Source organism: Sphingomonas sp. Leaf357 (assembly GCF_001423845.1).
Classification (GTDB): Bacteria; Pseudomonadota; Alphaproteobacteria; order Sphingomonadales; family Sphingomonadaceae; genus Sphingomonas.
The window spans coordinates 135,606-149,396 of the sequence record NZ_LMPM01000003.1 but is presented as its reverse complement, the minus strand read 5'-3'; the positions used below and the strand labels follow the sequence as shown (position 1 = coordinate 149,396).

The window sequence follows — 13,791 nt, the reverse complement described above, 5'->3', positions numbered from 1 at the left end:
TGGTCGCCCGTTAGAGGGTAGCGGCGTGTATGCCAAGTGCGGGCCTTGGCAGTCGCCCCGCGCCCTGCGTATCAGGGGCGATGATTCCGCTTGATCCGATACCCCGGCCGATCGATGCCCTGCCTCTGCGCGGGGCATCCGACGCTGTGGCGCTGGTCGATCGTGCGGGCGCGCTGGATTTCGCCGGGTTGGAAATGCTGACCGGGCGGACGGCGGCGTGGCTGGCGGCGGCGGGTCTGAAACCGGGCGATCGGGTGGCGAGCTGGCTGCCGAAGACGCGTATGGCCTGCGTATTGCCGATGGCCGCGCCCCGGGCCGGTTTCGTGCATGTACCGATCAATCCCATGCTGAAGCACGCACAGGTGGCGCATATCCTCGGCGATAGCGGAGCCAGCGTATTGGTGACGCAGGCGACGCGGGCCGGGACGTTGGCGGCGGAGGATGTGCCGGCGGGGTGTCGGGTCGTGTTCGAGGACGAGGTGACGGCGGAGGGCGCGATGCCGCCGTCGGTCGCCGATCCGGATGATCTGGCCGCGATCCTCTACACCTCGGGATCGACCGGGCGACCCAAGGGCGTGATGCTGAGCCATGCCAATCTCTGGCTCGGCGCGATTTCGGTGGCGCATTATCTGAAATTGTCGCCCGAGGATCGCGTTTTGGGCGTCCTGCCGCTCAGTTTCGATTACGGACAGAACCAGCTATTTTCGACCTGGGCATCGGGGGCGTCCTATGCGCCGCTGGACTATCTCACCGCGCGTGATGTCGTGAAGGCGGTCGAACGGCTCGAGGTCACTACATTGGCCGGGGTGCCGCCATTATGGGTGCAGCTGTTGGAGGCGGAGTGGCCCGTCGAGACGGCGATGCGGCTCAGGCGGCTGACGAATTCGGGCGGGGCACTGACGCCGCGCTTGGTCCGAGGGCTGCGCGAGCGGTTTCCACAGGCCGATCTGTATCCGATGTACGGGCTGACCGAAGCGTTTCGATCGACCTATCTTCCGCCCGACCTGGTCGATGCGCATCCGGACGCGATGGGCAAGGCGATCCCCTTCGCCGAGGTGGGTATTGCGCGGGCGGATGGCTCCCGCGCCGACCCAGGGGAGGCGGGGGAGTTGGTGCATGCCGGCCCGCTGGTGGCGCAAGGCTATTGGCGAGACGCGGAACGCTCGGCGCTGCGGTTTCGCGATGCGCCGACGTGGATGGCGTCCGGTGGCAAGGCGGTTTGGTCCGGCGATACCGTGATCGCGGGCGCGGATGGGCTGTTCCTATTCGTCGGGCGCGACGACGAGATGATAAAATCGGCCGGCAACCGGATCAGCCCGACCGAAATCGAGGAAGCGGTGCTGGCCGGAGGCGAGGTGGCCGAGGCGGTGGCGCTGGGCGTGAAGGACGAGCGGCTGGGGCAGGCGATCGTGGTGGTGGTACGAGGAGACGGCTCAGCGGAGCCGGTGTTGCGGGAGAGGTTGCGGCGGGATCTGCCGAGTTTCATGCAGCCGGGGCGGTATGTCTGGCGGGAAGAAATGCCGCGCAATGCGAACGGGAAGCTGGACCGGGCGGCGTTGAGGGAGGACGTGACGTCATGAAGCCGATGGGGCCTGTGCCGCCGGAATTCGCGGGCGAGGGGGCCTTGTCGATCGGCGGACGCTCGGCTGAACACTGGGCGGCCGAGGGCGGCACGCCGTTGTTCGTCTACGACCTGAACGTCGTCCGGGCGCGAGCGGCGGCGCTTCGCGCGCACATGCCCGCCGGGCTGGACGTGCACTTCGCGATCAAGGCCAATCCCTTGCCGGCGTTGGTCGGTGCGGTGGCACCCTTGTTCGATGGGCTGGACGTGGCGTCGGCGGGGGAGTTGGAGGTCGCGCTGACCGCCAAGCCGGCGGCCGCGATCAGCTTTGCCGGACCGGGCAAGCGGGACGGTGAGCTGGAGGCGGCGATCCGGGCGGGCGCGACGATCAATCTGGAATCCCCAGGCGAATGCGATCGGGCGCTGGCGATCGGCGATCGGATCGGCATCACGCCGCGCCTTGCCGTGCGGGTGAACCCGGACTTCGAATTGCGCGGATCGGGCATGAAGATGGGTGGGCGCGCCTCTCCGTTCGGGATCGAGGTGGACGAGGCCGTCGCCGTGGTGACGAAGCTCCGCGCGGCCGGGGCGGAGTGGCGCGGCTTCCATATCTTCGCGGGATCGCAGGCGCTGGATGCGGCCGCGATCATCGAGATGCAGGCCGCGACTTTGCAGCTGGCGGCGCGACTGTCGGAGCAGGTCGGCGCGCGACCGCCCCTGGTGAACCTCGGCGGCGGGTTCGGCATTCCGTACTTCGCGGGTGACAGCGCGATCGATCTTCCCGCAATTGGCGCGGCGCTGGGCCGGGAGCTCGATCGGCGCGCGGACATCCTGTCCGAGGCAAAGTTCGCGATCGAACTGGGGCGCTTCATCGTCGGGGAATGCGGTGTCTATCTGACACGGGTGATCGAGCGGAAGGTCAGTCGCGGCGAGACCTTCCTCGTCGTCGATGGCGGGCTGCACCACCAGCTTGCCGCATCGGGCAATTTCGGGACGGTGGTGAAACGCAACTATCCCGTCGCCGTCGCCACCGCCGCCGCCGGAACCCCGACCGAGACGGTGAACGTGGTTGGTTGCCTGTGCACGCCGCTCGACCGGCTGGCCGATCGGGCGACGCTGCCGGTTGCCGGTCCGGGTGATCTGATCGCGGTGTTCCTGGCCGGGGCGTATGGCCGATCCGCCAGCCCGACGGCGTTCCTCGGCCACCCCATGCCGGCCGAGCTGCTGGCCGATACACCCGCTTCCTAACGCAATCTTTACCCTGCCGACCGCATAGCCGGACCATAGCCCGAAGACCGTGTGGGGAGACGTCTCCGCCGGATCAATCGGCAGGAGGTGTCACGATGCGTATGGGTTCCGGTTTCAAGACTCTGACGACGGCGATGATCGCCAGCACCGCGTTGTCCGGCTGCATGGGGGGCGGGGGCCGATCGCAACTGCCGCCGGCCAGCTTCGTCGCGACGCAGGAGCAGCCGGGCGAGGAATATGTGATCGGCCCGCTCGACCAGTTGCAAATCTTCGTATGGCGCAATCCCGAACTGTCGTCCGACGTCCAGGTGCGCCCCGACGGCCGCATCACCACGCCATTGATCAGCGATATGCCCGCCGTCGGCAAGACCCCGGCGATGCTGGCCGACGATCTAAAGATCTCGCTCGGCGAATATATCAAGGACCCGATCGTATCGGTGATCGTCAAGAATTTCAGCGGCACGTTCAGCCAGCAGGTGCGGATCGTCGGCGCGACCGAAAAGCCCGCGTCGATCCCGTACCGCGCCAACATGACTCTGCTCGACGCGATGATCGCGGTCGGTGGGCTCAGCCAATATGCGGCGGGCAACAAGGCGCGTCTGGTGCGCTACGATCGCAATACCGGCAAGCAGGTCGAATATAATCTGAAACTCTCCAGCCTGCTCAAGAGCGGCGATTCGCGCGCCAATGTCCGGCTCGCGCCGGGCGACGTGATCATCATCCCGGAAAGCATGTTCTGAGATGAGCGGACTTTATGACGAGGTCCGGGTCGTGCTGCACACGATCTGGAAACGGCGCTGGCTGGCGATGGCGGTGGCCTGGGCGATCGCGATCGTCGGGTGGCTGTTCGTATCGCAAATTCCGAATTCGTACGAATCGAAGGCGCGCGTGTTCGTGCAGATGCAGTCGATCCTGCCTTCGACCGTGGGCATCACCACCGCCGACCAGCAGAAGGACGTGGACCGGGTTCGCCAGACGCTGACGAGCGCGGTCAATCTGGAGAAGGTGGTGCGTGGCACCGACCTCGCCAACACGGTGCAGACCGATCGCGATACCGCGGACCGCGTGGCCGGCCTGCAGAAGGCGATCACGATCACCGCGCAGCAGGACAATCTGTTCGAGATCACCGCAAAGGGCAGCAGCCCGAAGGTCACCCGCGCGATCGTGCAGAAACTCATCGATATCTTCGTCGAGGAAAACCTGGCCGGGGATCGCGACGAGACGACCCAGTCGCTGCGCTTCCTCGATGCGCAACTCGAACAGCGCCAGAAGCAGTTGCAGGATGCCGAGGCCAAGAAGACCGATTTCCAGAACCGCTACCTGGGCTCGCTGCCCGGCACCGGAACGCTGACCGACCGGATGGGGGCCGCGCGCAGTGCGATGGCGCAGGTCGACAGCGATCTTGCCGCCGCCCAATCGAGTCTCGCCGCCGTGAACGGGCAGATGGCAGGAACGCCGGCGACGGTGGCCGGGCCTCCGGGCACGGTCACGACCGGTCCGGCACGCGCGCGCCTGGCCGCGATCCAGGGACAGATTGCCGAGGCCCGATCGCGCGGCTTCACGGACAATCACCCCGACATGATCGCGTTGAAGAGCCAACTCGGCGCGGCAACCGCAGCCGCGCGCAGCGAACCGGTCGGTTCGGGCGGCGCAGGCGGTGCTTCGGCCAATCCGCTCTATCTGTCGCTGCGATCGATGCAGGCCGACAAGCAGTCGCAGGTCGCGGCGCTGTCGATGCGCAAGGCGCAGTTGCAGGCCGATCTGGATACGATCAATTCGAAGCTTGCGGGCGACCCGGCGGTGGCCGCCGAGCAGGGACAGATCGAGCGCAACTATGCCGTGCTGAAGGATCAGTACGACAAGATGCTGGCCGATCGCGAGGACATCAAACTGCGCGGGCAGGCGCAGACACAGACCGATTCGATCAAGTTCAGCGTGATCGATCCGCCGAGTGCGCCGCGCGTGCCGAGCGCACCAAATCGCCCGATGCTGCTGACCGGCGTGCTGATCGTCGCGATCGGCGGCGGGATCGGCGCGGCCTTCGCCTTTGGCCAGCTCAAGACCACCTTCGCCACCGCCGCGCGGCTGGAACGCGCGACGGGCATGCCGGTGATCGGATCGATCGGAGAGGCGGTGACGGCGGCGCAGATCGCCGCGCGACGTCGCAATCTGATGTATTTCGGCGGGGGCGCAGCCGCGCTCGGCGCCGCCTATGTGGCGCTGCTCGGCGTCGAGATGGTCTCACGGGGGCTCGCGGCGTGACCGAGATGCGGAAAATCAAGCCGTCGCTGCTGGAACGTGCGGCACAGATCTACGATTTCGAGGCGCATCTGCGCACTCGGGACGGTGCCGCGCCGATCCATGACGAGATCGATGCGCCGGTCGTGGACCAGCCGGAGTCAAAGGCGGGTCTGTTGCGACCGCGCGCGGCCGGCGGCGTCGCGATCGATCGGGCGATGCTCGAAGAGCAGGGTTTGCTCGTGCCCGGCGCGGCGATCGGCGCGCTGGCGGAGGAATTCCGCCAGGTGAAGCGCCAGATGCTGATCACCGCGCGCTCCGTGCGCCGGGAAGATGCGGACCGGTCGCGTACGATCCTGATCTGCTCGGCCAATCCGGACGAGGGCAAGACCTATTGCGCGGTCAATCTCGCCATTTCGATGGCGGCGGAACGCGATACCGAAGTGCTGCTGATCGACGCCGATTTCGCCAAGCCGGACGTGATGAACCGGCTGGGGGTGCGCGACAGCGCGGGTCTGCTCGATGCGTTGGGCGATCAGCGTATCGACGTGGAAAGCTGTGTCGTGCGCACCGACATTCCCCAATTGAGCCTGTTGCCGGCCGGGACCAAGACCCACCAGGATACGGAGTTGCTCGCCAGCGGGCGGACGCGCGAACTGATCGCCGCTTTGCTCGCCGCCGATCCGCGCCGCATCCTGATCTTCGATTCGCCACCGGCTCTGGCCGCGTCGCCGGCGTCGGTGCTGGCGGGCGAGGTCGGGCAGGTGCTGGTCGTGGTGCGCGCCGACAAGACCGGCGAGAGCGATCTGCGCGAGGCGGTCGGCGAACTCGATGGCTGCGAGCAGATTCAGCTGATCCTCAATGCGGTGTCGTTCGCCCCCGGCGGACGGCGCTTCGGCAGCTATTATGCACAGGACGAGGCGAAATGAAGCGGACCCCATTTCTCGCGGCCGGGGGCATCGCGCTGCTGGTCGCCAGCCCGGCGGTGGCGGGCGCGCGCAAGTCGATCACGCCGTATATCGAACTGGGCCAGGTGCTGACCGCCGACCTGCAGAGCGGCGACGTGCTGACCTATTCCACCGCATCGGCGGGCGTGGATGCGACGATCAGCACGCGCAACGTCGAGGTGCAGCTGAGCTACAACTATCAGCACAACTTTTCCTGGGACAAACGATACGGCGATGACGATCTGCATTCTGGCCTCGCGCGCGCATCGGTGAAGGTCGCGCCCGGCGTGAGCATCGACGGCGGTGCGCTGGCGACGCGCGCACGCTCCGATATCCGTGGCGCGGCACCGGCGGTGCCGGTCGGGCGGCAGGACAATGTGACGCAGCTCTATTCGGCCTATGTCGGGCCGACGGTGGCGACCGAGGTCGGGCCGGCGAGCCTGAACGCCAGCTATCGCTTCGGCTATACCAAGGTGGAGGCACCGGGTGCGACCGGCGTGGCACCGGGCAGCCCGCGGCTGGACAATTTCGATGATTCGAAGACGCATCTGGCGACCGCATCGATCGGGATCGGATCGGGCCACGGCCTGCCGGTCGGCGTGACCGTATCGGGCCAGTACGAGCGCGACGATGCCAGCCAACTGAAGCAGCGCTACGAGGGCAAGTTCGGGCGCGGCGATGTCGTCGTGCCGGTGCTGCCGACGCTCGCGCTTACGGCGGGCGCGGGATACGAGAAGATCGAGGTATCGCAGAAGGATCCGGCGCTCGATGGCGCGACTGGGCAGCCGGTGGTCGATGCCAACGGCCGCTTCGTGACCAACGAAGCCTCGCCGCGCCGGATCGCGTACGAGACGGACGGGCTGATCTACGACGCTGGTCTCGTCTGGAAGCCCTCGCCCCGCACCACGTTGCAGGCGCGCGTGGGCAAGCGCTACGGCGGCATGACCTATACCGGATCGCTCAGCTATGCCGCGAGCCGGTCGATCGGCATCCAGATCGCGGTGTACGACAGCGTCGATACGTTCGGTCGCCAGCTGCGCGACGGGATCGCGGCGCTGCCGTCGAGCTTCATCGATCAGCGCGACGCCTTCAGCCAGCAATTCTCCGGCTGCACCTTTGGCCAATCGAACATCGCGGCGGGCAGTTGCCTGAACGGCGTGCTGCAATCCATCTCCACCGCCAGCTACCGCGCGCGCGGAGTCGATGCGGTGCTCTCGGCCAATCGCGGGCCGCTCAGCTTCGGCGTCGGCGCGGGCTATGCCAATCGCAAGCTCTACGCGCCGGGCGGCGTCGGCTACACCGTCTATGGCGTGACCGACCAGAGCTATTACGGACAGGCCTATGTCAGCGCGCACCTCGATCGCAATTCGGGAATCAACGGGAACCTCTTCGTCAATTATTACGAGAGCGGGCTGAGCAATGCGCCGGCGGTGTTCTCCACCGGCGCGACGGCGAGCTATTACCGTAACTTCGGCCGGGTCGGCACGACCTTGTCGGCCGGATTGTACAACTTCAGCCAGGACGGTTTCGAGGATCAGACTTCGGGCCAGGCGCAGGTCGGGGTGCGGTATAGCTTCTGAGGATTGGCTTGTCGCAATCTTACCGTCACCCCGGACTTGTTCCGGGGTCCGCCAAGCGGCTTTCGATACGGGTAAAAATGGCCGCTGAACTGGCGGCACGGCGGACCCCGGAACAAGTCCGGAGTGACGGCATGGGGTAAGATCATCCCGATAAACGAGGACTCGTCTTTCCGGTGGAGAGAAGATGCCACGCAATTCCACAGTGAAGGATCGGTTAACCGATTGCGGATAGAGATGATGGTGTAGAGTTATCCTACGCCCTTTGAGGTGGTGACGATGTACGACGACCATTATGGCCTGACCGGACGGCCGTTCCAGCTGACGCCCGATCCGCGTTTCTGGTTCGACACGGCCACGCATCGCAAGGCGATGGCCTATCTCGGCTATGGCCTGGCGCAGGGCGAGGGCTTCATCGTCATCACCGGCGACGTCGGGGCGGGCAAGACCACTCTGGTCGGGCATCTGATGGCGACCGTCGACCGCGAGCGGCTGAACATCATCAAGATCGTCTCGACCCAGATCGAGGCCGACGACCTTTTGCGGCTTGTTGCCGGCGGGCTGGAAGTGGAGTCCGATGGGCTGACCAAGGCGCAACTGCTCACCGCGATCGAGCGCGGGCTGCATGCCACGGCGCGGGCCGGGCGGCGGACGCTGCTGATCGTCGACGAATCCCAGGCGCTGCCGGTATCGAGCCTCGAAGAACTGCGCATGCTGTCCAACTTCCAGGCGGGCGGGCATGCGCTGTTGCAGATCTTCCTGCTCGGCCAGCCCGAGTTCCGCGAGCGGCTGCATGGATCGGATCGGCTAGAGCAGTTGCGCCAGCGCGTGATCGCGATGCACCATCTCGATCCGATGGGGGCCGACGAGGTCGAGCCTTATATGGTCCACCGCCTGTCGCTGGTCGGCTGGCAGGACAATCCGCATTTCACGCCCGACGCGTTCCGCGCGCTGCACGATGCGACCGACGGAGTGCCGCGCCGGCTGAACCAGCTCGCCGGCCGGGTGCTGCTGTACGGCGCGATCGAGCAGTTGCAGACGATCGACCGCGATGTGATCGATACCGTCCTGGCCGATATCGCGAACGATACCCCGTCGATGGCACATGCGGTGATCCAGCCCGCAGCGGTCGCCGATAATGGTCCGGTGGGTTTGCCCGAGGCACCGCCGGAGGTCTCGGACGACGAGCCTGCGCCGCGTCCGCTGTTCCACACACCGCCGCCGAGCGAAGCGCGTCCGATCCGGGCACCGCTGTTCGTGGAGCCCGAACAGGTCGCCGAATTGGAACCGGAAGCCGAGCAGGTCGCCGAAGTTGCCGAAGTTGCCGCCAAACCCGCTCCGGCCGATCGCATTTCCGCGCTCGAAGCCCGGATCGAGGAGCAGGAAGAGGCGCTGCGCCGCGTGCTGACGCTGCTGGTCGATTGGGTCGAGCACGATCCGCGCGCCGCGGCCGCGCTCGCCTCCGTGGGCCGGTAAGGCCGCGATGCGCCACGCGCTGTCCGTCGATGTCGAGGACTGGTTCCAGGTCGGCGCCTTCGAGAAGGTGATCGACAAGAGCGACTGGGACAGCTTGGAAACCCGAGTCGAGCGCAACACGGATGCCGTGCTGGCGCTGTTCGGCGAGAGCGGGGTGAAGGCGACGTTTTTCACCTTGGGTTGGGTGGCCGAGCGCTATCCGCAACTGATCCGCCGCATCGCCGATGCCGGGCATGAGGTGGCGAGCCACGGCTGGGACCACCAGCGCGTCTTCACGATGGATGCGCCGATGTTCCGCGCCGATCTGGCGCGCGCGCGGAAGGTGCTGGAGGACGCCGGAGGACAGGCCGTGACGGGATACCGGGCGCCGAGCTTCTCGATCGATCAGCGCACGCCCTGGGCCCATGTCGAACTGGCCGAGGCGGGATACACCTATTCGTCCAGCGTCGCGCCGCTGAAGCACGATCATTACGGCTGGCCGGAAGCGCCGCGCTACGCCTTCAGGCCTTTGAAGGATGCCGATCTGATCGAGGTGCCGGTGACGGTGGCCGATCTGGCCGGGCGGCGCATGGCGACGGGGGGCGGGTTCTTCCGCCTGTTGCCCTCGGCGCTGATGAACTACGCGGTGGGTCAGGTGTCGGCCGAGGGCCAGCCGGCAGTGTTTTATTTTCACCCGTGGGAGATCGATCCCGGCCAGCCGCGTGTCGCGAATGCGCCGCTGCGATCGAAGGTGCGACACTACAGCCGGCTGGGCGCGATGGCCGGCAAGCTGCGCGGATTGATCGGTCGGCACGACTGGGGGCGGATGGACGCGGTGGTCGCCGAGGCGCGGACCGCGTTGCAATGAACATGATGCCGGTCGGCAAACCGCTGGCGCTGCGCTTTGCCGATCTGGGCGACGGGCACGAACGCGCGCGGATCGACGCCTGGGTGCGGGCGCAACCGGGTGCGACGCCCTTCCATCTGCCGGCGTGGAGCGTCGCGGTGGCGCGCGCGTGTGGGCATACCAGCCACACCCTGATCGCCGAGCGGGCAGATGGCGTGATCGCCGGGCTGCTGCCGCTGACCGAGATATCGTCGCCCTTGTTCGGGCGCGCCCTGGTGTCGAATGGTTTCGCGGTCGATGGTGGCATATTGGCGGGGGAGCCGGCAGCGGTGCGGCAATTGGGCGAGGCTGCCTGGGCGTTGGCGCAGGAATTGCGCTGCCCGACGCTGGAACTGCGCGGCGGCCCGGCGGAGGGGCCGGAATGGCTGCGCGACGACAGCACGTATCTCGGCTTCGTGCGCGATCTGGCGACGGATGACGAAGCGGAATTGCTGGCGATCCCGCGCAAGCAGCGCGCCGAGGTGCGCAAGAGCCTGGGGTTCGATCTCGACGTGAGCATCGGTCGCGATGCGGCGGCGGCGCGCGCGCATTATGCGGTCTATGCCGAATCGGTGCGCAATCTCGGCACGCCGGTATTCCCGTCGCGATTGTTCAGGGAGGTGCTGCGCGAGTTTGGTGACGACGCCGATACCCTGACGGTCCGTGCGAACGGCGTTCCGCAGGCAAGCGTGCTCAGCCTGTATTTCAACGGCACGGTCTATCCCTATTGGGGCGGAGGCACGGCGGCTGCGCGAGGCTTGCGCGCGAACGACCGGATGTATTTCGCCTTGATGGGGCATGCGCGCGCCAAGGGCTGTACACGGTTCGATTTCGGAAGGTCCAAGGCAGGCACCGGGCCGGCGGCGTTCAAAAAGAATTGGGGTTTCGAGGGCGTGCCGCTCGCTTATGCCAAGCGCGCCGCGCCGGGGCAGGAACCGCGCGAAATCAACCCGCTCAACCCACGATATCAAGCGAAGATCGCGCTGTGGAAGACGCTGCCCTTGTGGATGGCGAACATGATAGGACCGCATATCGCGCGCGGCCTGGGCTGAGGCGAGGAATGGGGGGCATCCTGTTCCTGGCACACCGCGTGCCGTATCCGCCCGATCGTGGCGACAAGATTCGCGGATTCAACATCCTGAAGTTTCTCTCGGCGCGCCAGCGCGTGCACCTGATCGCGTTCGCCGACGACGAGCGCGACATGGAGGACAAGAGCGGCCTTGCCGAATATGCCGGCAGCCGCTCGATTTTCTGGCGATCCAAATCGCAAGTCGTGGCGGCCGTGCAGGCGCTGCTGCGCCGCCGGCCGGTATCGCTCACCGCGTTCGAGAACCGGCCCTTGCAGGAGGCGGTCGATGCGCTGCTGGCGGAACATGCGATCGACACGATCTACGTCTTCTCCAGCCAGATGGCGCAGTATCTGCCGGCCAATACCAAGGCCCGCGTCATCATGGATTTCGTCGATATGGATTCGGCGAAGTTCGCCGCCTACGGCAAGGCGCAGCGCGGGCCGATGGGCTGGATGATGCGGCGCGAGGGGCGGTTGCTCGCCGCTTATGAGCGCGGGGTGGCCCGGCAGGCCGCGGCAAGTCTGTTCGTCAGCGAAGCCGAGGCGGACCTCTTCCAAGACCAGACCGGGGCGGATCGCGTGTTCGCGGTAGAGAACGGCATCGACACCGAATTCTTCGATCCCGCCGCGACGTTCGAACGCCGACAGGCGGACGTGCAACTGCTCGTCTTCACCGGACAGATGGATTACCGACCCAATATCGAAGCGGTGACGTGGTTCGTGGAAGCGATCCTGCCGCACGTCCTGATCGAATTTCCGCGGGCGCGTTTCGCGATCGTCGGCCGTGCACCGACCGATGCGGTGAAGGCGCTGGCGCAGCGACCTGGCGTGATCGTGACCGGCGAGGTGGCGGATGTGCGGGGCTGGCTTGCCGCCGCGTCCGTCGTGGTCGCGCCGTTAAAGCTTGCCCGCGGCGTCCAGAACAAGGTGCTGGAGGCGATGGCGATGGCCCGGCCGGTGGTCGCCTCGGCTCCGGCGGCCGAGGGGATCGATCATGGCGACACGATTCGGGTCGGCGAGACGGCCGGGGAGATCGCCCGACAGATCGGCATGCTGCTGGCCAGTCCCGAAATCGGCGAAATGCTGGGCGGCAAGGCGCGGGCTCAGGTGAGGAAGCGCTATAGCTGGGATGCGAGGCTCGCGCCGCTCGATGCGATCATCGGCACGCACGTCGAGGATTGGCCGCGCGCTGGTGCCAGCGCATGACGATCGCCGTTCCGACCGCCGATTTCGCGACCGCCCGGCTGGACGCGCTGTGGCGGCGGCATCTTCTCGTGCTGGGCGGCGTGGTGGCCGTGCTCCTGGCCATGTTCCGCAACGATGTCGGCGATCTCGCGCACATCTGGTGGACCAGCACGACCTTCGGGCATTGCCTGTTCATCGGCCCCGTTCTCGCCTGGCTGGTTTGGCAACGGCGCACGCAACTGGCGGACGTGACGCCGGTGGCGTGGTGGCCGGGTCTGGCGCTGGTCGCGGTCGGCGGGTTCGGCTGGCTCCTCGGCGATGCGTCGAGCGTAGCGTTCGCCCGGCAATTCGGGCTCGTGATGATGCTGCAGGGTGCGGTGGTCGCCCTGCTGGGACCGAATGTCGCGCGGGGGCTGTTGTTTCCGCTCTGCTACGCGGTGTTCTCGGTGCCGTTCGGTGAGGGGCTGGAGGCACCGTTGCAGACGATCACCGTCGCGATGACGATGCCGCTGCTGCATCTGTTCGGCGTGCCGGCGATGGTGGACGGCGTGCTGATCACCATTCCCAATGGTTATTTCGAGGTCGCCGAGGCCTGTTCGGGCGCGAAGTTCGTCATCGCGATGATCGCCTATGGTGCGCTGGTCGCCAACGTCTGTTTCGTGTCTTGGCGGCGGCGGGCGATCTTCATGCTCGTCGCGTTGATCGTGCCGGTGATCGCGAACGGATTACGGGCGTTCGGCACGATCTACGCCGCCCATCTGACGTCGGTAGAGCGCGCGACGGGGCTGGACCATATCGTCTATGGCTGGATATTCTTCGGCCTGGTGATGGCGGCGGTGATCGCGATCGGCTGGCGCTGGTTCGATCGTGCGCCGGACGATGCTGTGTTCGATCCTGCCGCGTTGCAAGCGGTACCGAAGCGGCGGATCGACCTCCTGCTGGCGGGTGCGCTGACGTTGACGGTAGCGGGGGTGTTTCCGGCGTGGGGCGGGGCGATCGACGGGCGGGCGCAGGTGCTGCCGGATGCGATCAGCCTGCCGGACGTGCCGGGCTGGCAGCGCACGCGGATGAGCGTGCGGGCGGCATGGTCGCCTTATTACCCGGGCGCGGACCATTTCCTCATCGGGCGCTACGAGGATGGCAGAGGCGCTTCCGTCGATCTGGCGATGGCGGTCTACGGCAGCCAGCGCGAGGGCAAGGAACTGGTGTCCTTCGGCACCGGCGTGCTGCGGCAGGACGACCGATGGGTGCGGGTGGAGGATCTGCCCGATCTCGCGGGTGGATCGGCGATGCGCATCACCGCGCCTGGGCCGGTCGAGCGGCTGGTAGCGACTTGGTATGTTGTCGGCGACGTGGTGACTTCGGACGAGAAGGTCGTGAAGATCGAGACGTTGAAGGCGAAGCTGTTCGGCGGGCCTCAACGGGCGGTGGCGGTGCATGTTTCGGCGGAGGTGATGCCGGGAATGGATGCGCGGGCGGCGGCAGAGCGGTTCTTCGCGGCGCTCGGGCCGATCGACCGGTTGGCGGATCGTGCGGCAGGCATGGAACGCTCCGTCCGATAAACCGTCACCCCGGACTTGTTCCAGGGTCCACTGTTCCGCAAAGGATGCGATGGCAGGCGGCGT

The 13,791-nt window shown here is 66.7% G+C and carries 11 protein-coding genes; all 11 read left to right on the top strand.

What is annotated here, in order from left to right:
- Positions 1–80: 80 nt before the first annotated feature.
- Positions 81–1,580, top strand: a complete 1,500-nt coding sequence (locus tag ASG11_RS17315; protein ID WP_055783236.1) for an acyl-CoA ligase (AMP-forming), exosortase A system-associated — start codon at positions 81–83, stop codon at positions 1,578–1,580.
- On the top strand, positions 1,577–2,809 hold the full coding sequence (locus tag ASG11_RS17310; RefSeq protein ID WP_055783233.1) for a pyridoxal-dependent decarboxylase, exosortase A system-associated: 1,233 nt from the start codon (positions 1,577–1,579) through the stop codon (positions 2,807–2,809). The genes ASG11_RS17315 and ASG11_RS17310 overlap by 4 nt, the downstream gene beginning before the upstream one ends.
- 95 nt (positions 2,810–2,904) lie before the next feature.
- Positions 2,905–3,549 (top strand): XrtA/PEP-CTERM system exopolysaccharide export protein, encoded by a 645-nt coding sequence (locus tag ASG11_RS17305; RefSeq protein ID WP_055783231.1) that lies wholly within the window; start codon positions 2,905–2,907, stop codon positions 3,547–3,549.
- A gap of 1 nt (position 3,550) precedes the next feature.
- Positions 3,551–5,071: an XrtA system polysaccharide chain length determinant gene (locus ASG11_RS17300; protein WP_055783228.1), complete on the top strand. Its 1,521-nt coding sequence runs from the start codon at positions 3,551–3,553 to the stop codon at positions 5,069–5,071.
- 5 nt (positions 5,072–5,076) lie between these two features.
- Positions 5,077–5,976 (top strand): AAA family ATPase, encoded by a 900-nt coding sequence (locus ASG11_RS17295; protein ID WP_055783616.1) that lies wholly within the window; start codon positions 5,077–5,079, stop codon positions 5,974–5,976.
- The gene (locus tag ASG11_RS17290) at positions 5,973–7,574 is read left to right on the top strand and encodes a hypothetical protein (RefSeq protein ID WP_055783224.1); all 1,602 of its coding nucleotides are present in this window, start codon (positions 5,973–5,975) and stop codon (positions 7,572–7,574) included. Before ASG11_RS17295 ends, ASG11_RS17290 begins: the two co-directional genes overlap by 4 nt.
- A gap of 276 nt (positions 7,575–7,850) precedes the next feature.
- Positions 7,851–9,047 carry an AAA family ATPase gene (locus ASG11_RS17285; protein ID WP_055783220.1) on the top strand — a complete coding sequence of 399 codons (1,197 nt, stop codon included), beginning with the start codon at positions 7,851–7,853 and terminating at the stop codon, positions 9,045–9,047.
- A 7-nt stretch (positions 9,048–9,054) separates the two neighbouring features.
- Positions 9,055–9,894 carry an XrtA system polysaccharide deacetylase gene (locus ASG11_RS17280; RefSeq protein ID WP_055783219.1) on the top strand — a complete coding sequence of 280 codons (840 nt, stop codon included), beginning with the start codon at positions 9,055–9,057 and terminating at the stop codon, positions 9,892–9,894.
- Positions 9,895–9,896: 2 nt separating this feature from the next.
- Complete coding sequence (locus ASG11_RS17275; RefSeq protein WP_443024506.1) at positions 9,897–10,964, top strand: FemAB family XrtA/PEP-CTERM system-associated protein; 1,068 nt, start codon at positions 9,897–9,899, stop codon at positions 10,962–10,964.
- Between the two features lie 8 nt (positions 10,965–10,972).
- On the top strand, positions 10,973–12,187 hold the full coding sequence (locus tag ASG11_RS17270) for a TIGR03087 family PEP-CTERM/XrtA system glycosyltransferase (protein ID WP_055783212.1): 1,215 nt from the start codon (positions 10,973–10,975) through the stop codon (positions 12,185–12,187).
- The gene (gene xrtA / locus ASG11_RS17265) at positions 12,184–13,728 is read left to right on the top strand and encodes an exosortase A (protein ID WP_055783614.1); all 1,545 of its coding nucleotides are present in this window, start codon (positions 12,184–12,186) and stop codon (positions 13,726–13,728) included. The genes ASG11_RS17270 and xrtA overlap by 4 nt, the downstream gene beginning before the upstream one ends.
- The last annotated feature ends 63 nt before the right edge of the window (positions 13,729–13,791 follow it).

Excerpts from the sequence above, each read along its gene's own strand:
- ASG11_RS17315 (WP_055783236.1), top strand. The coding sequence starts at position 81 with ATGATTCCGCTTGATCCGATACCCCGGCCGATCGATGCCCTGCCTCTG.
- ASG11_RS17310 (WP_055783233.1), top strand. The coding sequence starts at position 1,577 with ATGAAGCCGATGGGGCCTGTGCCGCCGGAATTCGCGGGCGAGGGGGCC.
- ASG11_RS17305 (WP_055783231.1), top strand. The coding sequence starts at position 2,905 with ATGCGTATGGGTTCCGGTTTCAAGACTCTGACGACGGCGATGATCGCC.
- ASG11_RS17300 (WP_055783228.1), top strand. The coding sequence starts at position 3,551 with ATGAGCGGACTTTATGACGAGGTCCGGGTCGTGCTGCACACGATCTGG.
- ASG11_RS17295 (WP_055783616.1), top strand. The coding sequence starts at position 5,077 with ATGCGGAAAATCAAGCCGTCGCTGCTGGAACGTGCGGCACAGATCTAC.
- ASG11_RS17290 (WP_055783224.1), top strand. The coding sequence starts at position 5,973 with ATGAAGCGGACCCCATTTCTCGCGGCCGGGGGCATCGCGCTGCTGGTC.
- ASG11_RS17285 (WP_055783220.1), top strand. The coding sequence starts at position 7,851 with ATGTACGACGACCATTATGGCCTGACCGGACGGCCGTTCCAGCTGACG.
- ASG11_RS17280 (WP_055783219.1), top strand. The coding sequence starts at position 9,055 with ATGCGCCACGCGCTGTCCGTCGATGTCGAGGACTGGTTCCAGGTCGGC.
- ASG11_RS17275 (WP_443024506.1), top strand. The coding sequence starts at position 9,897 with ATGATGCCGGTCGGCAAACCGCTGGCGCTGCGCTTTGCCGATCTGGGC.
- ASG11_RS17270 (WP_055783212.1), top strand. The coding sequence starts at position 10,973 with ATGGGGGGCATCCTGTTCCTGGCACACCGCGTGCCGTATCCGCCCGAT.
- xrtA (WP_055783614.1), top strand. The coding sequence starts at position 12,184 with ATGACGATCGCCGTTCCGACCGCCGATTTCGCGACCGCCCGGCTGGAC.